This window comes from Corynebacterium freneyi, assembly GCF_030408835.1.
GTDB lineage: Bacteria > Actinomycetota > Actinomycetes > Mycobacteriales > Mycobacteriaceae > Corynebacterium > Corynebacterium freneyi.
Genome location: NZ_CP047357.1, coordinates 1,207,060 through 1,226,246, shown reverse-complemented (window position 1 = coordinate 1,226,246; position 19,187 = coordinate 1,207,060). Strand labels below are relative to the sequence as shown.

Below are 19,187 nucleotides of genomic sequence, written 5' to 3'. Positions count from 1 at the left end.
TTCCGCGGCGCCCTGATCCGCCGGGGAGGCCGCGGGGCGGCGCATCGCCCGGGGCGGGGGCGAAGTAGACTTTTCCCACATGGGAGAAAACGTTCAGGCACAGGGTAACCGGCGCCGTGCGGGCATCGCACTGGCCCTCGCGGTACTGCTCACTTTCGGCGTGATCATCGGGGCGAAACTGTTCCAGGATGACCAGGCCCGCAACCCGGTGCTGCTGTCGTCGCTGGAGATGCCGGACAACGATTCCCCGCAGTGCGCCGAGCTTCTCGAGCGCCTTCCCGACCGCGTCGACGGCCTGGTGCGCGCCGAACTCGCCGACCCCGCCCCCAAGGGCGCGGCGGTGTGGCGCAACACCGCGGACGAGCGGGTGACGCTGCGCTGCGGCGCGGACGTGCCGGTGCAGTACACCGAGCTGTCGGTGACCGAAGAGGTCGACGGCGTGAAGTGGATCCGCGTCGACGACGCCACCGCCGGCTCCGACCTGGCTACGTGGTTTTCCGTGGGCCGCACGCCCGTCGTCGCCGTGACGGCCAACTCCGATCGCGCCGACGCCATCGACGACCTGTCGAAGGCGCTGCTCCCCGACTCCGAGGTCGGCGGCGCCCACGAACCGAATCCCGTGCCCCTGACCGACCTGGCCGCCGACGAGGCCGACGAGCGCTGCTCCGCCCTGCTGGCGGCCCTGCCGACGAAGATCGGCGAACGCACCCGCGTCGACGACGCCGACCTGCCGGCCGGATCGATGGTGTGGGTCGACGATAGCGGCAGCATCGTGTCGCTGCGCTGCGGCGTCGGCGAGCCGGAGGGCTACGCCGACACCGAGGAGCAGCTGACCCAGATCAACGACATCGTGTGGTTCGCGGAGCCGTCGATGTCCTTCGGCGACGTGGGCACCTGGTACGCGATGGGCCGCGAGCGGTTCGTCGCCGTCCACCTTCCGGTCGCCGAGGCGTCGGGCGTGCTGCCCGCCTTCTCCGACATCATCGCGGCGAACCTGGAGAACACCTCGCCCAGCGAAGAGTAGGGCTACCTCCGGGCGACGAGGGCGCGCCGGACGAGGGTGTCCAGCAGCTCCGCGTAGGCGACGCCGGATGCGGCGAACATCTGCGGGTACATGGAGATCGGCGTGAAGCCGGGCATGGTGTTGACCTCGTTGAGCACCGGCCCGTCGGCGGTGACGAAGAAGTCGACGCGGGTCAGGCCGTCGCAGCCCAGCGAACGGAACACCTGCTTCGACAACGTCTGCAGCTGCTCGATGGTCTCGGCGGGAAGCTGGGCGGGGATCTGCGCGGTGACGACGTCGTCGAGGTACTTGGTGTCGAAGCCGTAAAAGCCCTCGTCGGAGTCTTCGGTGCCGGCCAGCAGCGCCGGGACCGACGCCACCAGCTCGCCGTCGGGCCGCTGCAGCACGCCGCATTCGACCTCGGCGCCGACGATGCCCTTTTCCACGAGCACCTTCGCGTCGTGGGCGCGGGCCAGCTCCAGCGCCGCGTCGAACTCGTCCCACGAATCGACCTTGGAAATGCCGATCGACGATCCGCCGCGCGCCGGCTTGACGAACACCGGCAGCCCCAGACGGTCGCGGTCGTCCTCGCCGAGTTCCTCGCCGTCGAGGAGCACCACCTGCTCGCCGACGGGAATGCCGCCGGCGACGGCGAGGTTCTTGGTGCGTTCCTTGTCCATGCCCGCCGCCGACGCCAGCACGCCGGGCCCGACGAACGGGATGCGCGACAGTTCGAGCAGGCCCTGGATGGTGCCGTCCTCGCCGTTGGGCCCGTGGAGCACGGGGAACACCACGTCGACGACGTCGTGAAGCTCGCCCACGCGCGGCCCCGCGACGTAGCGCAACTCGCCGGCGCGCTTCGGGTCGGCGGACAGCTGCAGCTCGTCGCCGCCCTCGGCGACGTCGGGGACCTGCGGCAATTCGCGGCCGTGCTTGCTCAGCGCCTCCGGATCCGACGTGCCCGGGGCCCACGTGCCATCGCGGGTGATGCCGACGGGAACGATGCGGTACGTGGCGGCGTCGAGGTGCGCCATGATGGCACCGGCCGACACGCAGGACACGTTGTGTTCGGGGCTCGCGCCGCCGTAGAGGACGGCGACGGCAATGCGGTCATCGGTGCGCTGTGCGGGCGAAGTCATGGTTTCGCATCCTACCCCCGGGCCCGGATGCGTCCGCCTTCGCGGCACGGATTGCTTGACGACGCCGACGCGGAGGTCATTCCGCCTTGCGGGACCGTCCCATCAACGCGCGAATCATCTCTTCGACGGACTGGCCGCGGTGGCAGACTGCGTGGACGGCTTCGGTGATGGGCATCTCCACCCCGTGTTCGTGGGCGAGCTCGCGGACCGACATCGACGAGATGACGCCCTCGGCGACCTGGCCGCGGGTGGCGTGCTGGGCCTCTTCCACCGTGTCGCCGCGGCCCATGCGCTCGCCGAAGGTGCGGTTGCGCGACAGCGGCGACGAACACGTGGCCACCAGGTCGCCGAGGCCGGCCAGACCGGAGAAGGTCTTCTGCTGCGCGCCGGCGGCGACGCCCAGGCGGGTGATCTCCGCCAGGCCGCGGGTGATGATCGTCGCCAGGGTGTTCTCCCCCAGCCCCTGCCCGGTGGCCATGCCGCACGCCAACGCGATGACGTTCTTGCAGGCGCCGCCGATCTCGCAGCCGACGACGTCGGGGTTGGTGTACGGGCGGAAGTAGCCGGTGGCCACCGCCGCCTGGACGAGCTGGGCGCGGGTGACGTCGGTGCACGCGATGACGGTCGCGGCGGGCTGACCCGCGGCGATCTCGCGCGCCAGGTTCGGCCCCGACAGCACCGCGACCCGTTCCTCGGGGACCTCGGCGACCTCGGTGATGACCTCGCTCATGCGTTTGTGGGACTCGCGCTCGATGCCCTTGGCCAAACTCAGCAACGTCGCCTGCGGGTCGATGAGATCGCGCCACACCGCCAGGTTGCCGCGCAGCGTCTGCGACGGCACGCCCAACACCACGATGTCGGCGCCGTCGAGCGTGGCCGCGGCGTCGTCGGAGGCCGCGATGTTCTCCGGCAACACCACCCCGGGCAGGTAATCGGAGTTTTCGCGCGTGGCCTGGATCCGCTCGGCCTGCTCGCCGCGGCGGGCCCACAACCGCACCGGGTTGCCCGCGTCGGCGAAGACCTTGGCCAGAGTCGTTCCCCACGAACCAGCGCCCATCACGGCAACGCTCACCATCGTCGGCTCCTTCCCCATCGTTTCGCGCGGGTCGATCCCGGGCACCCGCCGTCGTCGTAAAGCCTAGCCATGCCGGACGGCGATCGCGTTCGGGAGGTGAGCCACCTGGGCCGGGGTTATGCTTGATCGACAGCAATCCCCGTCCGCCGCACAGGAGTCGCAGCCCCATGACGATGCACGAAAACGACAAGGACAAGGTCAACGACCAGAGCCTGACGGGGCGACTGCGCGAGATCGGCGTCGAACCCGGCGAAGGCGTGCCCAAGCCGACCTACGCCGCCGGCGCCGTGCTGTGGCGCGGAGACGCGGCGAACCCCGAAATCGGCATCATCCACCGCCCCGGCTACGACGACTGGTCGCTGCCCAAAGGCAAGCTCGACCCGGGCGAAAACCTGCCCATGACCGCCGAACGCGAAATCCGCGAGGAAACCGGCTACACCGTGCGCCTGGGCAAGCTGTTGGGCAACGTCAGCTACCCGGTCACCGGCCGCACGAAACTCGTCTGGTACTGGACCGCGGAAGTCCTCGACGGCGAGTTCGAGCCGAATGCCGAGGTCGACGAACTGCGCTGGGTGAGCTTCGACGACGCCGCCGACCTGCTGACCTACGATCTCGACGTCGACGTGCTCAACAAGGCCCGCAAGCGCCTGGGCACCGAACCCGACACCCGCATCATCTACGTCCGCCACGGCCGCGCCCACAACCGCAAGAACTGGGCCGGCGACGACAACCTGCGCCCCCTCGACAAGAAGGGCCGCCGCCAGGCGGAACTGCTCGTGCCCGGACTGCTGCCCTTCCGCCCCGAGCGCGTGTACTCGGCCGAACCGGTGCGCTGCATCCACACCGTCGAGCCCCTGGCGTCGGAAATGGGCGTCGACGTCGTCGTCGACGAACTCTTCGGCGACAATGCCTCCATTGCCCGCATGGTCGACGCGCAGCGCCGCTTCATGGACGTCGTCGCCGAGGGCGGCGTGTCCGTGATTTGCGCCCAGGGCACCGTCATCCCCGACACCATCGCGTGGCTGTCGGCCAAGGGCACCCTGCCCATCGAGGACATCCCCTGCAAGAAGGGCTCCGCCTGGGTGCTGGGCTTCAACGACGGCGTGCTGACCACCGCCGACTACTACGCCAGCGCGCTGCCGGTGAAGTAACGCCGCGGGTCAGCCGCGGAAGCCCGTGTGCGAGGAGGTGCGGCGCACGGAGATGCCGGCGTCGTCGGTGAGGCCCTCCTTGACCACGGCGCGGAAGTAATTGCCGGGCCGAAACGCGGGGCTGCGCGTCGCCGGGACCTCGATGGTCTCGCCCGTGTGCGGGTTGCGAGCGGTACGCGGGGCGCGCTGACGCGATTCGAAGGTGCCGAAGCCCATGATGGTGACGGATTCACCCTGCGCCACCGACCGCACGATGATGTCGAGGGTGCCCTCGATCGCCGCGGCGGCGTCGGCCTGGTTGATGTCGAGCTTGTCTGCCAGTTCGGCGACGAGGTCGGCCTTGTTCATCGCGGATGACCTCCGGTGGCTTCGAGGTGGGCATGCGGGCGCGGGCATCGACGTTCGGAAAATCATCGGCTCATGGTGCTGCCGTGATTGCGTTTCCGGGCCGTGATTCCCTCCTCAACTTAACCGCGCATGCGAAAGGGCGCCACGCGAGCGTGGCGCCCTCACCCCGTCCCGACCAGGGGATTTACTGCAGCGTACGAGGCTTGTGAGAGGGGCGGGATTCCTCAAAAGCGTTAATCTCGGCCTCATTTCGCAGAGTCAGCGAAATGTCGTCGAGGCCCTCGCGAAGACGCCAACGGGTGTAGTCGTCGACGTCGAACGGCAGCACCGTGTCGCCGGCGGTGACCGTGCGCGCCTCGAGGTCGACGGTGAGCTCCAGTCCGGGTTCCTCCTCGAGCTTCTTCCACAGCAGCTCGACGTCGGACTGCTCCATCTGCGCGGCCAACAGACCGGCCTTGCCGGCGTTGCCGCGGAAGATGTCTGCGAAACGCGACGAGATGACCACGCGGAAGCCGTAGTCCATCAGCGCCCAGACGGCGTGCTCGCGCGACGACCCGGTGCCGAAGTCCGGACCCGCGACCAGCACGGAACCCTTGGCGTACACGGGGCGGTTGAGCACGAAGTCGGGCTCGTTGTTGCGCCAGTTGCTGAACAGGCCGTCTTCGAAGCCCGTGCGCGTCACGCGCTTGAGGTAGACCGCCGGGATGATCTGGTCGGTGTCGACGTTGGAGCGCCGCAGCGGCACGCCGACACCGGTGTGGGTGGTGAACTTCTCCATTTTCGCGGTTCCTTTCGGAGTACGTGTCGGTGTGCGTGCGTCAGAGATCTTCCGGCGACGCCAGATGACCGGCGACGGCGGAGGCGGCGGCGACGGCCGGGCTGACCAGGTGGGTGCGACCGCCCTTGCCCTGGCGGCCCTCGAAGTTGCGGTTCGAGGTCGACGCGCAGCGCTGGCCCGGTTCGAGCTGGTCGGGGTTCATGCCCAGGCACATGGAGCAGCCCGGCTGACGCCACTCGGCGCCGGCGGCGGTGAACACGGCGTCGAGGCCCTCGGCCTCGGCGAGCTCGCGGACCTTTGCGGAGCCCGGCACGATGAGCATCTGGACGCCCTCGGCGACCGTCCGGCCCTTCAGGACGTCGGCGACGGCGCGCATGTCCTCGATGCGGCCGTTGGTGCAGGAGCCGACGAAGACGACGTCGACGGGAACCTCGCGCATCGGCGTGCCTGGCTTGAGGTCCATGTACTCCAGGGCTCGCTCGGCGGCGAGGCGCTCGTCTTCGTCGGAGATGAGCTCCGGGTCCGGCACGGCCTCGCCCAGGGGGACGCCCTGGCCGGGGTTGGTGCCCCAGGTGACAAACGGGGTCAAGGCGGAGCCGTCGATGTCGACGACGGTGTCGAACTCGGCGTCGGCGTCGGTGACCAGCGAGTCCCAGTACTCGACGGCGGCGTCCCACTCCTCGCCCTGCGGGGCGTGGGGGCGGCCCTTGAGGTACTCGTACGTGGTGGCGTCGGGCGCGATCATGCCCGCGCGGGCGCCGGCCTCGATGGACATGTTGCAGATGGTCATGCGGGCTTCCATCGACAGTTTCTCGATGGCCTCGCCGCGGTACTCGATGACGTGGCCCTGCCCGCCGCCGGTGCCGATCTTGGCGATGATCGCCAGGATCAGGTCCTTGGCGGTCACCCCCGGGCGCAGCTCGCCGGAGACGTTGACCGCCATGGTCTTGAACGGCTTGAGCGGCAGCGTCTGGGTGGCCAGGACGTGCTCGACCTCGGAGGTGCCGATGCCGAACGCCATGGCGCCGAACGCGCCGTGGGTGGCGGTGTGGGAGTCGCCGCAGACGACGGTGGTGCCCGGCTGGGTCAGGCCCAGCTGGGGGCCGACGACGTGGACGATGCCCTGCTCGCGGTCGCCCATCGGGTAGAGGCGAATGCCGAACTCCTCGGCGTTCTTGCGCAGCGTGGCGATCTGCGTGCGCGACGTCGGCTCCTTGATGAGCTCGATCGCGCCGCCGCCGGCGCCGTCGGTGGGCACGTTATGGTCTTCGGTGGCGATGGTGAGGTCCGGGCGGCGGACCTTGCGGCCGGCCAGGCGCAGGCCGTCGAAGGCCTGGGGCGACGTCACCTCGTGGACGAGGTGCAGGTCGATGTAGATGAGGTCGGGTTCACCGTTATCGCCCGGCTTGACGACATGGTCGCGCCACACCTTCTCGGCGAGCGTCTTCGGGCTGGCGTCCGTGGTGCTCATGGTCACCTCTCGGGTCGTGATTGGGCTGCTGTGTCATCCTCGGATCCGGGTCACCGGGCCGGGATGACGGCTCCGATCCTCACGTCCCAGATCGTGGGATGTTAATATCATGGCATGGGACAGACTAGCACAGCCGACGTGGCCCCGATGAGCGGGATCAAGGTCCTCGACCGGTCCGTTCTCATCCTCACCACGGTCGCCGCAGGCCCCTGCACGCTCGCCGAGTTGTGCGAGCGCACCGACCTTCCGCGGGCCACCGCACATCGCCTGGCCACCGCACTCGAGGTGCACCGCCTGGTCACCCGCACGCCCGACGGCCGCTGGACCACGGGCCCGGGGCTGACGGACCTGACGCCGGTCACCTCGGACCTGCTCGCCGACGCCGCCGCCCACGTGCTTCCCCGGCTCATGGAAACCACGGGCGAATCCGTGCAGCTCTACCGTCTCACGGGCGACGCCCGCACCTGCATCGCCTCCCTCGAACCGCCGACGGGCCTGCGCAACACGGTGCCGGTCGGTTCGCGCATGCCGCTGTCGGCCGGTTCGGCGGCGAAGATCCTCCTGGCCTACGGCCCCGCCGGTTTGGCCGAACGCGTGTTGCCCGAGGCGGACTTCGATGCGGAGGAGTTGGCGGACGTCGCAAAGCAGGGATGGGCCGAGTCCATGGGCGAGCGCGACCCTGCCCTGGCCAGCGTCTCCGCCCCCGTCCGCGACGGCACCGGCGAGATCGTGGCAGTGCTGTCCATTTCGGGTCCCGTCGAGCGCCTGTCGCCGTCGCCGTACGCGGCGTGGGGCCGCGAGGTGCTCGCCGCTGCGGCCGACATGGAGAAGCGGCTGTAGTGTCCGCCTCCCCCGCGTACCGGCATTTCGTCCTCGGCTTGTCGACGTTGGCCGCCGTCGGCTCCTCCGTCGTCCACATGGGCACGCCGTTTCTCATTCCGGCGCTGACGGCATCGGGCCTGTCGCTGCCCGCGGCGGGATTGATCGCGGCGATGCCGGCGGCGGGCATCGTGTTCACGCTCATCGCGTGGGGCTGGTTCGTCGACGTCTTCGGCGAGCGCGCCGCCCTGTCGTCGGGCCTGGGGTCGACGGCCGCGATGACCGGCATGGCCGCGTGGGCCTCCGGCGGCGGCCCCGTGTTGCTCGCCGGTGCCCTGTTCCTCGCCGGTTGCGCCGCGGCGTCGGTGAATTCGGCGTCGGGGCGCGTGGTGTCGGGCTGGTACCCGCCGTCGCAGCGCGGCACGGCGATGGGCATCCGGCAGATGGCGCAGCCGCTGGGCTCGGCCCTGTCGGCGGTGACGCTGCCGGTGCTGGCCGCCGCCCACGGCATCCGAGCCGCGCTGATCTTCGCCGCCGTGCTGTGCGGGTTGCTGGCGGTGGCGTGTCTGTTGGGCATCAAGGATCCGCCGCGTCCGGAGTCGGGTTCGGCCGACCATGCGGCGGCCGCGGTGAGCCCGTACCGGGGTTCGGGGTACCTGGTGCGCATTCACGTCGCCTCGGCGCTGTTGTCGTGGCCGCAGTCGATGATGGGGTCGTTCATCTTGGTGTGGCTCATCGCGCGGGGCCATTCGGAGGTGTCCGCGGGCGTCATCGTCATGGTGGCGCAGTTGTGCGGGGCGGGGTCGCGTGCCGCGATGGGCTTCATTTCCGACCGGGCGCGGTCGCGTCTGCGTCCGTACCGGCACGTCGCCTGCGTCACGCTGGGCTTGCTGGTGCTCATGTCGCTTTTCGACGGCTTGGGCGCGGGCTGGACGGCCGGGGCCTCCGAGACGTCCGGCGCGGATGCGGTCGCCGCTTCCCCCCTGGGCATCATGGCGACGATCGTCATCGGCGCCGTGGCCGTCGCATCGGTGTCGCCGAATGGCCTGGCTTTCACGGCCGTGGCCGAGTACGCCGGTCCCCTGTGGTCCGGCCGCGCCCTGGGCACGCAGAACACGTTCCAGAACATCATCTACGCCGCCACTCCCCCGGCCGCCGGCGCGATCGTCGCGGCGGTGGGTTTTCCCGCGCTGTTCGCGGTCACGGCGCTGTTCCCGGCCGCGGCGCTGGCGGTAGCGCCGCGTGACGACGAGAACCGCCACGTGACCCTCGACCCCTGACGCGCGCCCCCGGATTAGGCTGAACGCCATGGAGCTCACGGACCTCAGCGACAGCGCGCAGAATTACCTGAAGACCCTGTGGACGCTGTCCGAATGGTCGGGCGCGCCGGTGCCGCCGTCCGAGGTGGCGGCCCACCTGGGGCTGCGCCCGTCGTCGGTGTCGGACCAGATCCGGCGCCTGCGGGAACAGTCACTCGTCGAGCACGCGCCCTACGGCGCCGTGTCGCTCACCCCGGAGGGCCGGCGGTTGGCGCTGCAGATGGTGCGCCGGCACCGGCTCGTGGAGACGTTCCTCGCCGAAGTGCTCTGCTACCCCTGGGACGAAGTCCACGAGGACGCCGACCGGCTCGAGCACGCCGTCTCCGACCGCATGCTGGAACGCCTCAACGAATACCTGGGGTCGCCCGCCCACGACCCCCACGGGGACCCCATCCCCGGGCCCGACGGCGACCTGGGCGATCGCGGTGATCGCCCGCTGACGTCGTCGCGGATCGGCGAGGCCATCGAGATCACGCGGATCAGGGACGCCGACCCCGCCCTGCTGCGCCATCTGGGCGCGCGGGGCGTGGTGCCCGGGGCGGGGTTCACGATCTCCGACGACGGGGCGTCGTCGGGCGTCATCGCCCTGGAACCGGCCTCGCCGGAGGGCGGCGCCGTCGCGGTGTCCGTCGACGTGGCGGAATCCATCCGCATCGCCGCGCCGCGCGGCTGACCCTCAGGCGGGCATGGTCGCCCAGTACGCGCGGTCGTGATGGACCAGCGGCGGGCGGCGGTTGCCCGGGATGTGGGTCTCGGTGGCCCTGCACAGCAGCAGCCTCGACTCCCCGACCGGGACGATCGTGAGGATTTCCGCGCTCATCCAGCCGTTGGAGCCCTCGATCAGCGGCAGGCCGTCCGCCGTCGGCCTCCAGTTCACGCCGCGGAAACGGTCGACGCCGGAGGTCGAGAAGAGGCGTGCCACGGCTTGCTGGCCGGAGGACAGCGCATGGACGATGAGCCGCCCGGTCGCATCCACGGCGGGCCACGATGATGAGCCCGCCTGCATGGAGATGGTGAACACCGCCGGATCGAGGGACACCGACGCGACGGACGACGCGGTGAAGCCCACCGGCCGCCCATCGGGGTCGACCGTGGTGATCACCCACACCCCGGCCGCGCAGCCGCGGAAGAACGTTCGCAGCCCCTCGCCGAAATGATTGGTTTCCGGGTTCATCGCCCTCCAGCCACCCGGGTCCCGGCCTTCGGCCCGGAACGCAGGGAATGCACTTCCTCGATGTGGATGACCACCGCGTGCTTCGGTTCGCCCATGCCGTTGGCCGCGGCGAACGCCAGGCAATCGTCCCACGCCGGGCCGTCGTCATGCAGTTCCGCGCGGCCGAGGAAGCGGTAGCCGTCGAGGTTCGGGCGGTCGATGACCGCCACCGCGACGGGCGAACCGGCCCTGATGTTCTCCAGGTGCTGCCCGCCGGTGTTCTCGTTGTAGATCAGGGCATCGTCGCCGTACGCGCGCAGCGATCGCTTCGGCCCGACGTTGGGCCGCTCGCCGTCGGTGACGGTCGCCAGGATGGGCAGCTGCTCGGACAGCATTTCTCGCATGCTCTCGTCGATGAGCGCCATGTGACTACTCCTTCTCCCGCTCGAGCGGGATTGATTGATCGGTGCACCACACTCTAAACTACGGTGCTACGTACTTCAATATTCGGCCTACCGGAAAGGGATGAATGGGACTCATCGTCTACTTCTCATCCGCATCGGAGAACACGCGGCGCTTCGTCGAGAAAGTGGGGCTCGAGGCAGTGCGCATACCGCTCGCCCCGAAAGACCCGCCACTGCGCGTCAGGCGCCCGTACGTCCTGATCACCCCGACCTACGGGGGCGGCGCACTGCGGCACGCGGTGCCGAAACAGGTGATCCGGTTCCTCAACGACCCGGACAATCGCGCGCTCATCCGCGGCGTCATCACCTCCGGCAACACCAACTTCGGCGAGGCGTTCTGCTGCGCCGGCCCGATCATCTCCGCGAAATGCGGGGTCCCGGAGCTCTTCCACTTCGAGCTGCTGGGCACCGACCACGACGTCGACGTCGTCCGCGCGGGCCTCGCCGACTTCTGGGCCACCGCAGCCCGCACCCACCCGACCAACGACCACACGAAGGACCACGCGACCCCATGATCGACATCACCCCGCCGGAATGGCGCCCCGGAGACACCCGCCCGCTGCGCCCGATCAACTGGAACCGGCTGCAGGACGACAAGGATCTGGAGATCTGGCAGCGCCTGACCGCCAACTTCTGGCTGCCGGAAAAGGTGCCGCTATCCAACGACCTCCCGAAATGGCGGCAGATGGAGCAGCGCGAGCGGGACCTGACCGTCCGCGTCTTCACCGGGCTGACCCTGTTGGACACGGTGCAGGCGACCGTCGGCGAAGTCAGCCAGATCCCCGACGCCCGCACGGAGCACGAGCAGGCCGTCTACGCGAACATCGCGTTCATGCAGGCCGTCCACGCGCGGAGCTACTCATCGGTGTTCTCCACCATGTGCTCGACGGCCGAAATCGACGACGCCTACGCATGGGCCACCGCCAATCCCCTGCTCCAGGTCCGTGCGACGGCGGTGATGGCCCACTACCGCGGGCCCGACCCGCTGAAGCGCAAGGCGGCCGCGACGCTGCTGTCGTCACTGCTGCTGTACGCGGGCTTCTACCTGCCGTTGCGTTTCTCCTCGAGGGGCGTGATGATGAACACCGCCGACATGATCCGCCTGATCCTGCGCGACAAGGCCGTCCACGGTTACTACTCCGGCTACAAGTACCAGCGCGGCCTGGAGGCTCATCCGGAGCGGCGGGCGGAAATGGAGGATTTCACCTTGGGCCTCGTGGAAGAACTGCTCGCCATGGAGAAGGCCTATTCTTCCGAGCTTTACGACGGCTTCGAGATGATCGACGGAGTCATGGCATTCGTCCATTACAACGCCGACAAGGCCCTGATGAACCTCGGGTACCGCCCCCAGTACGAGGTCGAGGCCGCGAAGGTGGAACCGGAAATTCTCGCCGCTCTCGCGCCGGATTCGGCGGAAACCCATGACTTCTTCTCGGGCTCGGGCTCGTCGTACGTGATCGGCCGGGCCGAGGAGACCGACGACGGCGACTGGGCCTTCTAGGTGTACCCGGCCATCAGGTTGGTAGCGGCGAGCCTGGTTGATTAAGCGAGAACCTCCGGATGGGATGTGGCTTGTCTAAGGCCCACTTCCAAACCGGAGGTTCTCGTGTCCCACGGTAGTGCTCGTTTGACCGTTCATGGTCGCCGGCTGATCGTCGAGCGTCATCAGTGCGGGTGGCCCCAATCCCACATCGCCGCGGCGATGGGTGTGTCCCGCAAGTGCGTGAAGACCTGGATCGACCGCTTCGCCGCCGAGGGCGAGGCCGGCCTGCAGACTCGTTCTTCGCGCCCGCACACCTCGCCGACCAAGACCAGTGCCGAGGTCGAGAAGCAGGTTCTTGCCGCGCGTGCCGAGCATCGGGAGGGCCCGGACGTCCTCGGTCCCCGCGTCGGGGTGCCGGCCCGGACGGTCTCGCGTATTCTGCGCCGCCACGGTGTTCCGTACCTGCGCCAATGTGACCCGATCACCGGCGAGGTGATCCGCTCATCCAAGACCACCGCAGTGCGGTACGAGCGCGACCGGCCGGGCGAGTTAGTGCACATGGACGTCAAGAAGCTGGGCAAGATCCCCGACGGTGGTGGATGGCGCGCCCATGGCCGCCCGAACGCCCCACGCGACCGCAAGACCAGAGTCGGTTACGACTACGTCCACTCGATGGTCGATGACCATTCCCGCCTGGCCTACAGCGAGGTCCTCCCCGACGAGAAGGGGGCCACCTGCTCCGGTTTCCTGGAACGGGCGATCGCCTACTTCGCCGAGCACGGCATCGACCGGGTCGAGCGGCTGATGACCGACAATGCCTGGGCCTACCGCTACTCATTGCGTGAGGTGTGCGCCGAACATGGCATCGTCCAGAAGTTCATCAAGCCGCATTGTCCATGGCAGAACGGCAAGGTCGAACGCCTCAATCGCACTCTGGCCACCGAGTGGGCCTACCGCCAGATCTACGCCTGTAACAGTGATCGGACGGCAGCCCTTGCGCCGTGGCTGGAGTACTACAACACTGAACGACGCCACAGCGCACTCGGAGGCCACCCGCCGGTCAGCCGACTGCTACCAACCTGATGGCCGGGTACATCAGGCGCCGGGTCCCGGACATAGGGGGCAGCGTGTGCCGGGGTACGGCTGCCAAGGATGCGCATGTACCTGGCCATGCCCGCCTATGGCCGGGTCGTCCTGGAGTGACCCCTATTTCGCGGCTCGCCGGCCGACGAAGCGGTCAGTGGCGATCGTGGCCGCGACGCCGAGGCTGGCAAGACCGATCATCGGCCCCCAGGCCATCCACGGCGACCGTTCGAGATAATTGGTGGATTCGTTGAGGATCACGCCCCAATCCGGGCTGCCCACGGCGGCGCCGACACCGAGAAAGCCCAACGAGGCCAGGGCGATGGCGTTGTGGGCGATGCGGGTGACGGCGTGCTTGGTCACGGCCGGAACTGTCGTCGGCAGCACGTGGTGGCGCAGCAGATGCCAACGACCGGCACCCATCGTCCGGGCGTATCGGTAATGCCCGGTCGCCGCCGCCTCCGCCGCCACTTCCGCGCAGTGGGCGGCCAGCGGAATCCAGCCGACCAGCAGCACCGCGATGGACGCGGTGAGCACCGAACGCCCCAGGACGCCGGCGAGCACCAGGCCCAGGAGGATGGCGGGCACGGCGTTCATGGCGTCGCCGAGGTACTGGACCGACGGGCCCATGTGGCCAAGCACGAGCGCGATGAGGGCGCAGATGACGGTCACGATGACTGCGATGCCGATGGTGGAGCCGATGCCGTCGGCGAGCCGCGCCCAGATGTCGCGGCCGAGTTGGTCGGTGCCGAGCGGATGCGACCACGACGGCGCCTGCAGCCTCCGGGAGGACTCGATGGCGGCGCTTCGGGGCAGGCCCGCCGCGATGAAGGCGATCGGGATCATGGACAGCGCCAACCCCACGCCCCCGCCGAAGACGGTCGGGCGGGCGGCCGGAGCGGCGCCGCCCGCGAGCTTGCGCGCAACGCTCGCACGAGCGACCTGGGCGACCGTGCCGAAGGTGATGCCGAACAGCAGCACGACGGCGACCGCGGCCTGCAGGACCGGGATGTCGCCCGCGGTGGCGGCGTCGACGACGTCACGGCCGAAGCCGGGGATGTTGAAGGCGACCTCGATCGCGGCGGTCGCCGCCAGCGTGCCCACGAAGAAAAGCGTGATCTGGGACAGCGTCGGCAGGAAGGCGCGCATGGCCACGTAGCCGACGATCGTGGACTTCCCGACACCGTTGAGACGCCACGATTCCACCCAGGGTTCCGCCAGCGCAGTGTCGACGGAGATCAGCAACACACGACCGTAGAGCCCGGCTGCGGGCAGGCCGATGGCCAGCGTCGGCAGCACCATGTGGGCGACGGAGTTCCACCCGCCGACCGGGAAGATCCGCCAGCCGACCGCGAACCACGACAGCAGCAACACCGCCAGCACGAAGCTGGGCAATGCCGCCAGAATCGCCAGGATGCCGGGAGTCCAGCGCCCCGCCCGCGATCCGATGATGCGCGGCAGGACGATGATGAAGGCCAGCAGGACGCTGGTCACCGTCGCGGCGATGGTCAACGCGATGGTGATGCCGAGCCCGTGGGTGGCGGCGGCCAGCGCGTCACGGCCGGTGACCCAGGAGGTGCCGAAGTCGCCGCGGACGGCGCCGCCGAACCACCGGGACAGCGATTCCCACGGACTGGCCGGCAGGTCGTACTCGGTGCGGATGGCCTCGATCAGCTCGGGGGTGGCCTCGCGCTCGCGTTCGCGGGCGCGCAGCACCGCGTAGGCCGGCTCTCGTCCGGTCAGCCACGGCAATAGGGCCGTGAGAACCAGCAGCGCCACGCTCGAGACGACGACCGTGGCGACCCTCCGCGCGATCACTTGGCGGTCTTCTCCGTGATGAGGTGTCGCTCCATCGGGTTCAGGTCGATGCCGGTGACGCCGTCGGTGGCCACGAGCAGCCGCTCGTGCGCCAGCGGGACGGCGGCGCCGTCGGCCACGATCATGGCGCCGATGCGGGCGGCCGCGGCCAGACGCTCCTTCGGGTCGGCCAGCTCGGCGGCCTTGTCGATCTCGGCGTCGATGTCGGCGTCGCACAGCTGCGACAGGTTGTAGGAGCTGTCGCAGGTGAAGTCGGACTGCAGGAAGCTGACCGGATCGGACGCGCCGATCATGTAGTTGCGCGAGCCGACGATGAGGTCGAAGTTGCCCTCGAGCATGTCGGGCTCCAGGGAGTTGTAGTCGGCGACGGTGACGTCGACCTCGAAGCCCATCGTGCGCAGCTGGTCGGCGACCAGGTTGGCGGTATCCGGCAGCTCCGGACGGGAGTCCCAGGTCGCCAGCGTGACCTTCTTGCCCTCGCCCTCGGCCCCGGGCTGCACGGTGGTTTCCGGAGTCGCGTCGGCCCAGTCCGACGACCGGTTGAAGATCGAGCCCTTGGGGTTGGCGGCCTGCCCCTCGAAGATGTCGCGGACGACCGGCTCGGCGTCGATGGCCGCAGCCACGGCGGTGCGCAGCTCCTCGTCGGCGAAGACGCCCTTGGTCGTGTTGAAGTGCAGCAGGTTGACGCGCGGCAGATCCACGTCGGAAACGTCGGCGTCGCCGATCTCGCCGCGCGAGGCGATCGGGATGCCCTTGACCACGTCCTGCTCTCCGGCGCGCAGCGCGTTGACGCGGGCGGCGGAGTCTTCGATGAAGGACACCGTCAGCGCCTCCGTGGCGGGCGCGCCCAGGCGGTAGTCTTCGAAGGCTTCGGCCGAGACGGTGCCGTCGGGGTTCTTGGTCGTCAGCGTGAACGGACCGGTGCCGTGGCCGAAGGGATCGGGTGCCTCGCCCGTGTACGCCCCCGGCGAGAGAATCATGGTGCCCGGGTCGGCGAAGCGGTTGACCAGGATCGGATCGTCCTTGTCCGAGGTAACCGTGACCTCCCGCTCACCGGTGGCGGTGGCCTCCAGCGTGTTGGAGCCGAGCCCCTTCGGACGCGCCGCGGCACCGATGGACCGGGACAGCGAGTTGGCGACCGACTCGCCGTCGACCGGGGTGCCGTCCTGGAAGGTCACGCCCTCCGGCAGGGTGAACACGACCGTGCGGGCGTCCTTGACCTCCCAGCTCTCCGCCAGCTCCGGGACGGCCATGCCGTCTTCGTCCATGCCCACGAGCATTTCGGCGCCACCGGCGCGGGTCACCAGCACCGCGTCGTCGGAGTACGGCGAAAACTCCGCCACGGGATTGAACTGCAGGGCGACGCGCAGCGCGTCGGCGTCGTCGGCTCCCTGGGTGAAGCACCCCGCCAGCGTCAGCGGCAGGGCCGCGGTGGCCAGGAGGATTCCGATCTTTCGTTTCATGGTTGGTTGCGTTCCTTGTTCGATGAACGTTCGATGATCGTTCAATTGATGGTCATTTCTCTTGCCCGGCACCGTGGCGCAGCTTGGACAGACCCACGGCGGAGATAAGCAGCAGCACGGTCATGATGATCCAGGGCACCGCGGCCGCCGGCTGCGGAATCTCGGCCCAGTCCAGCGTCGCGCCGATGCCCAGCGAACCCAGCAACACGGCCAAGCCGCCGAAGCTGTTGAGGAAGCCGTAGGCCGAACCGAGATCCCGGTTGCCGGTCAGCGTGCCCACCAGATCCTTGGAGATCGGCACCGCGATCATCATTCCGGTGTGCATGACCAGCAGCATCACCATCGACGGCGCCAACGCCCACCAACCGGACATCTCGATCGGCGCGCACACCGCGACGACGGCGAAGGACAGGGCCATCAGGGCGAAACCGCCGCCGATGGCCACCGACGGGGCCAAGCGCTGCGCCCAGGCGGTCATGGTGGTCTGCAGGCCGATGACGAACACCGCGGCGATGGCGAAATACCAGCTCAGATACTCGTCGCTGCCGGTCGCGCGGCGCAGCTCCACCGGCAGGGCCAGGTACTGCTGGTTGTAGGCCAGCAGGTAGGTCGAATACAGCAGCGCGAACACCATGAACCCGCGGTTGCGCAGGATCCGGCCCCACGCGGAGGTCATCGATCCACTGCTCGTCGAGCGCACGCCCCGCCACCTCGGGACCAGGAGGAGGTGCATGACGAAGATCCCCGCGAAGATGGCCGCGCCGACGTGGCACACCAACGAAAAGCCCACCGGGATCAGCAGCGCGCCCAACAGCGGGCCGGTCAGCGAACCGATGCGCGAGTAGCTGGCGTCGAGCGCGAACAGGTGCGCCCTGGTGCACACGCCCCGTTCCTCCAGCTCATGGCCGCCGGAGGCCAGCAACGATTCCACCGCCGGAGAAAACAGCGCCGCGGCAAAGCCGATGAGGATCACGCCGACGAGCATCATCTCCACCGACGTGGCCGAGCCGGCGACGAGGAAGCCGAGCACTCTGATGGCCACGCCGACCAACAGCACCCTGATGGCGCCGAACCGATCGGCCAGACCGCCGCCGAGGAAGAACATGCCCTGTTGGCTGAAGGTGCGCACGCCCAGCACCAGCCCGACGACGGCGCCGGAGGCGCCCAGGGAGTCGGTCATCTCCACCGCGATGAACGGCACCACCAGGTAGAACCCGATGTTGAAGAGCATCTGGGTGATCAGCAGCGCCTGGATTCTCCGGGGCAGCCCCTTCATTCCGGTCCTCATCCCGCGAGCTCCTTCGCCGCCGCCAGCAACTCCACTACCTCCGGTTTCTCGCAGGTGCCGAGACCATCCAGGTCGCCCGAAAACACGACCCGGCCGTCGGCGAGCACGACCATGTGCGTGCACGTCCGCAGCAGTCTGGCGATGTCATGGGAGATCAGCAGCACCGTCGCTTCGGTTCCCAGCAGCACCTGCTCCAGCAGCGCCGAGGTGTCCGAGTCGAGGGCGGAAAACGCCTCGTCGGCGATGATCAGGTCGGGGTTGCCGATCAGGGCGCGGGCGACGGCGATGCGCTGGCGCTGGCCGCCGGACAGCTCCGAGGGCCTGCGCTCGGCGAGCTGTGGATCCAGGCCGAGGGAGGCGAGCACCTTCGGCACGTCGCTGACGCAGTCGCGGGCGAACTCGCAGATGCTGTCGACGGCGGGGCGATTCGGCAGCAATGTGGTGCCCGGATCCTGCGGGATGTAACCGATGCCGCCCGACGGCATGGCGACGGTGCCCGAATCCGGGAGCAGCTGGCCGGTCAGGACGCTGATCAGGCTGCTCTTGCCCGCACCCGACCGGCCCATGATGCCGACCTTGGCCCCGGCCGGGAACTCGAGGGTGACGTCGGTGAGACGCCCCCGGCAATTGACGTTGTCGACGGAAATCATGGGCACTCCCGCTCGTGGACTTCTCCGCCCTCGACGAGGAGGTGGCGCGTGGCGATCTTCCGGGCCACCCCGAGATCGTGGGTGGCGATGACGATGGCCGTATCCGTGCCGTGGTGCAGGGACGTCAGGGCGTCGAGCACTTCCAGCGTGGCGATCGGATCGAGGGATGAGGTGGGTTCGTCGGCAAGCAGCAGCGCCGGAGCAGGATCGGCGGCCAAGGCCGCGGCGATGGCGACGCGCTGACGCTGCCCTCCCGACAACTTCATGGGATAACGGTGCGCGAGCTCCGGCGTGATGCCGCAGGCGGCGAGCGCCTCCGTTCCGTCCCGGCCGGCGAGGATGCGGACCTGGCGATCGCAGCGCACGAGCGGATTGAGACTCGCCAGCGTGTCCTGCTGGATGAAGCTCGCGGGCAGTCCCTTGGCCGCGGCCGCGTCCCGGAGTTCCTTCAGCAGCGTGGTCTTCCCCGCCCCCGACTGCCCCATCACCGCGATGATGTCGCCGGGGAAAACATCGAGGTCGTCGATGTGCAGCAGCGTCGCGTCACCGGCACGGGAGGTGACGTCGCGCAGACTCAGCGTCGCCGTTCGATTCATCAGGTCCTTCTTGACAACGATTTTCGGAACGTAACACTAACACGCACAAGCACTTCCCGATTTAGGCAAGCGTCACCAATGGGGGT

General features: G+C 69.0%; 20 protein-coding genes. 8 read left to right on the top strand and 12 right to left on the bottom strand.

Annotated elements, in window-relative coordinates; all coding sequences use genetic code 11:
• Positions 1 to 79: 79 nt before the first annotated feature.
• Complete coding sequence (locus CFREN_RS05545; protein ID WP_209653275.1) at positions 80 to 1,024, top strand: DUF3515 domain-containing protein; 945 nt, start codon at positions 80 to 82, stop codon at positions 1,022 to 1,024.
• Positions 1,025 to 1,026: 2 nt separating this feature from the next.
• Here CFREN_RS05545 and CFREN_RS05540 read toward each other — a convergent pair whose 3' ends face one another.
• Together CFREN_RS05540 and CFREN_RS05535 are read right to left on the bottom strand one after the other, a co-directional pair.
• A complete protein-coding gene (locus tag CFREN_RS05540; protein WP_209653277.1) occupies positions 1,027 to 2,142 on the bottom strand; it encodes a D-alanine--D-alanine ligase family protein in 1,116 nt (371 codons plus the stop codon).
• Between the two features lie 76 nt (positions 2,143 to 2,218).
• On the bottom strand, positions 2,219 to 3,217 hold the full coding sequence (locus tag CFREN_RS05535; protein ID WP_070520357.1) for an NAD(P)H-dependent glycerol-3-phosphate dehydrogenase: 999 nt from the start codon (positions 3,215 to 3,217) through the stop codon (positions 2,219 to 2,221).
• A 173-nt stretch (positions 3,218 to 3,390) separates the two neighbouring features.
• On the opposite strand from CFREN_RS05535, the gene CFREN_RS05530 reads away from it, so the two are divergent.
• Entirely contained in the window at positions 3,391 to 4,368 is a 978-nt protein-coding gene (locus CFREN_RS05530) for an NUDIX hydrolase (protein ID WP_083291277.1), read from the top strand.
• A 9-nt stretch (positions 4,369 to 4,377) separates the two neighbouring features.
• Here CFREN_RS05530 and CFREN_RS05525 read toward each other — a convergent pair whose 3' ends face one another.
• The 3 genes from CFREN_RS05525 to leuC form a co-directional block, all read right to left on the bottom strand.
• Positions 4,378 to 4,716 carry an HU family DNA-binding protein gene (locus CFREN_RS05525; RefSeq protein ID WP_070520189.1) on the bottom strand — a complete coding sequence of 113 codons (339 nt, stop codon included), beginning with the start codon at positions 4,714 to 4,716 and terminating at the stop codon, positions 4,378 to 4,380.
• A 184-nt stretch (positions 4,717 to 4,900) separates the two neighbouring features.
• Complete coding sequence (gene leuD / locus CFREN_RS05520; RefSeq protein ID WP_209653279.1) at positions 4,901 to 5,494, bottom strand: 3-isopropylmalate dehydratase small subunit; 594 nt, start codon at positions 5,492 to 5,494, stop codon at positions 4,901 to 4,903.
• A 40-nt stretch (positions 5,495 to 5,534) separates the two neighbouring features.
• Positions 5,535 to 6,965 carry a 3-isopropylmalate dehydratase large subunit gene (gene leuC / locus CFREN_RS05515; protein ID WP_209653281.1) on the bottom strand — a complete coding sequence of 477 codons (1,431 nt, stop codon included), beginning with the start codon at positions 6,963 to 6,965 and terminating at the stop codon, positions 5,535 to 5,537.
• Between the two features lie 114 nt (positions 6,966 to 7,079).
• Here leuC and CFREN_RS05510 point away from each other — a divergent pair, with 114 nt between their 5' ends.
• Genes CFREN_RS05510 through CFREN_RS05500 form a run of 3 tightly spaced genes read left to right on the top strand, consistent with a single transcriptional unit; the run spans position 7,080 to position 9,776 of the window.
• Complete coding sequence (locus tag CFREN_RS05510) at positions 7,080 to 7,805, top strand: IclR family transcriptional regulator (protein WP_209653284.1); 726 nt, start codon at positions 7,080 to 7,082, stop codon at positions 7,803 to 7,805.
• A complete protein-coding gene (locus CFREN_RS05505) occupies positions 7,805 to 9,064 on the top strand; it encodes an MFS transporter (protein ID WP_246580185.1) in 1,260 nt (419 codons plus the stop codon). The genes CFREN_RS05510 and CFREN_RS05505 overlap by 1 nt, the downstream gene beginning before the upstream one ends.
• Before the next feature lie 28 nt (positions 9,065 to 9,092).
• Positions 9,093 to 9,776 (top strand): metal-dependent transcriptional regulator, encoded by a 684-nt coding sequence (locus CFREN_RS05500; RefSeq protein ID WP_070520182.1) that lies wholly within the window; start codon positions 9,093 to 9,095, stop codon positions 9,774 to 9,776.
• A 3-nt stretch (positions 9,777 to 9,779) separates the two neighbouring features.
• Here the strand turns inward: CFREN_RS05500 and CFREN_RS05495 are convergent, their stop codons facing one another.
• Both CFREN_RS05495 and CFREN_RS05490 read right to left on the bottom strand, forming a co-directional pair.
• The gene (locus CFREN_RS05495) at positions 9,780 to 10,277 is read right to left on the bottom strand and encodes a flavin reductase family protein (protein WP_070520180.1); all 498 of its coding nucleotides are present in this window, start codon (positions 10,275 to 10,277) and stop codon (positions 9,780 to 9,782) included.
• Positions 10,274 to 10,681, bottom strand: a complete 408-nt coding sequence (locus CFREN_RS05490) for a pyridoxamine 5'-phosphate oxidase family protein (protein ID WP_035122131.1) — start codon at positions 10,679 to 10,681, stop codon at positions 10,274 to 10,276. The genes CFREN_RS05495 and CFREN_RS05490 overlap by 4 nt, the downstream gene beginning before the upstream one ends.
• Positions 10,682 to 10,785: 104 nt before the next feature.
• On the opposite strand from CFREN_RS05490, the gene nrdI reads away from it, so the two are divergent.
• The 3 genes from nrdI to CFREN_RS05475 all read left to right on the top strand — a co-directional run bounded on the left by nrdI (position 10,786) and on the right by CFREN_RS05475 (position 13,286).
• Positions 10,786 to 11,235 (top strand): class Ib ribonucleoside-diphosphate reductase assembly flavoprotein NrdI, encoded by a 450-nt coding sequence (gene nrdI / locus CFREN_RS05485; RefSeq protein ID WP_035122129.1) that lies wholly within the window; start codon positions 10,786 to 10,788, stop codon positions 11,233 to 11,235.
• Positions 11,232 to 12,221, top strand: coding sequence for a class 1b ribonucleoside-diphosphate reductase subunit beta (gene nrdF, locus CFREN_RS05480; RefSeq protein ID WP_070520179.1), 990 nt, complete (start codon positions 11,232 to 11,234; stop codon positions 12,219 to 12,221). Before nrdI ends, nrdF begins: the two co-directional genes overlap by 4 nt.
• A 105-nt stretch (positions 12,222 to 12,326) precedes the next feature.
• Positions 12,327 to 13,286, top strand: coding sequence for an IS481 family transposase (locus CFREN_RS05475; protein WP_156958419.1), 960 nt, complete (start codon positions 12,327 to 12,329; stop codon positions 13,284 to 13,286).
• A gap of 123 nt (positions 13,287 to 13,409) precedes the next feature.
• Here the strand turns inward: CFREN_RS05475 and CFREN_RS05470 are convergent, their stop codons facing one another.
• Genes CFREN_RS05470 through CFREN_RS05450 form a run of 5 tightly spaced genes read right to left on the bottom strand, consistent with a single transcriptional unit; the run spans position 13,410 to position 19,101 of the window.
• Positions 13,410 to 15,104: an ABC transporter permease subunit gene (locus CFREN_RS05470; RefSeq protein WP_246580184.1), complete on the bottom strand. Its 1,695-nt coding sequence runs from the start codon at positions 15,102 to 15,104 to the stop codon at positions 13,410 to 13,412.
• Positions 15,101 to 16,567: an ABC transporter substrate-binding protein gene (locus CFREN_RS05465; protein WP_209653286.1), complete on the bottom strand. Its 1,467-nt coding sequence runs from the start codon at positions 16,565 to 16,567 to the stop codon at positions 15,101 to 15,103. Before CFREN_RS05465 ends, CFREN_RS05470 begins: the two co-directional genes overlap by 4 nt.
• A 52-nt stretch (positions 16,568 to 16,619) precedes the next feature.
• Complete coding sequence (locus tag CFREN_RS05460) at positions 16,620 to 17,855, bottom strand: MFS transporter (RefSeq protein ID WP_425321490.1); 1,236 nt, start codon at positions 17,853 to 17,855, stop codon at positions 16,620 to 16,622.
• Entirely contained in the window at positions 17,852 to 18,505 is a 654-nt protein-coding gene (locus tag CFREN_RS05455) for an ATP-binding cassette domain-containing protein (protein ID WP_209653288.1), read from the bottom strand. The genes CFREN_RS05460 and CFREN_RS05455 overlap by 4 nt, the downstream gene beginning before the upstream one ends.
• Positions 18,502 to 19,101, bottom strand: a complete 600-nt coding sequence (locus tag CFREN_RS05450) for an ATP-binding cassette domain-containing protein (protein WP_209653310.1) — start codon at positions 19,099 to 19,101, stop codon at positions 18,502 to 18,504. Before CFREN_RS05450 ends, CFREN_RS05455 begins: the two co-directional genes overlap by 4 nt.
• Positions 19,102 to 19,187: the final 86 nt, after the last annotated feature.

Excerpts from the sequence above, each read along its gene's own strand:
- CFREN_RS05540 (WP_209653277.1), bottom strand. The coding sequence starts at position 2,142 with ATGACTTCGCCCGCACAGCGCACCGATGACCGCATTGCCGTCGCCGTC.
- CFREN_RS05455 (WP_209653288.1), bottom strand. The coding sequence starts at position 18,505 with ATGATTTCCGTCGACAACGTCAATTGCCGGGGGCGTCTCACCGACGTC.
- CFREN_RS05460 (WP_425321490.1), bottom strand. The coding sequence starts at position 17,855 with ATGAGGACCGGAATGAAGGGGCTGCCCCGGAGAATCCAGGCGCTGCTG.
- CFREN_RS05465 (WP_209653286.1), bottom strand. The coding sequence starts at position 16,567 with ATGAAACGAAAGATCGGAATCCTCCTGGCCACCGCGGCCCTGCCGCTG.
- CFREN_RS05525 (WP_070520189.1), bottom strand. The coding sequence starts at position 4,716 with ATGAACAAGGCCGACCTCGTCGCCGAACTGGCAGACAAGCTCGACATC.
- leuD (WP_209653279.1), bottom strand. The coding sequence starts at position 5,494 with ATGGAGAAGTTCACCACCCACACCGGTGTCGGCGTGCCGCTGCGGCGC.
- nrdI (WP_035122129.1), top strand. The coding sequence starts at position 10,786 with ATGGGACTCATCGTCTACTTCTCATCCGCATCGGAGAACACGCGGCGC.
- leuC (WP_209653281.1), bottom strand. The coding sequence starts at position 6,965 with ATGAGCACCACGGACGCCAGCCCGAAGACGCTCGCCGAGAAGGTGTGG.
- nrdF (WP_070520179.1), top strand. The coding sequence starts at position 11,232 with ATGATCGACATCACCCCGCCGGAATGGCGCCCCGGAGACACCCGCCCG.
- CFREN_RS05535 (WP_070520357.1), bottom strand. The coding sequence starts at position 3,217 with ATGGTGAGCGTTGCCGTGATGGGCGCTGGTTCGTGGGGAACGACTCTG.
- CFREN_RS05490 (WP_035122131.1), bottom strand. The coding sequence starts at position 10,681 with ATGGCGCTCATCGACGAGAGCATGCGAGAAATGCTGTCCGAGCAGCTG.
- CFREN_RS05530 (WP_083291277.1), top strand. The coding sequence starts at position 3,391 with ATGCACGAAAACGACAAGGACAAGGTCAACGACCAGAGCCTGACGGGG.
- CFREN_RS05450 (WP_209653310.1), bottom strand. The coding sequence starts at position 19,101 with ATGAATCGAACGGCGACGCTGAGTCTGCGCGACGTCACCTCCCGTGCC.
- CFREN_RS05510 (WP_209653284.1), top strand. The coding sequence starts at position 7,080 with ATGGGACAGACTAGCACAGCCGACGTGGCCCCGATGAGCGGGATCAAG.
- CFREN_RS05545 (WP_209653275.1), top strand. The coding sequence starts at position 80 with ATGGGAGAAAACGTTCAGGCACAGGGTAACCGGCGCCGTGCGGGCATC.
- CFREN_RS05500 (WP_070520182.1), top strand. The coding sequence starts at position 9,093 with ATGGAGCTCACGGACCTCAGCGACAGCGCGCAGAATTACCTGAAGACC.
- CFREN_RS05495 (WP_070520180.1), bottom strand. The coding sequence starts at position 10,277 with ATGAACCCGGAAACCAATCATTTCGGCGAGGGGCTGCGAACGTTCTTC.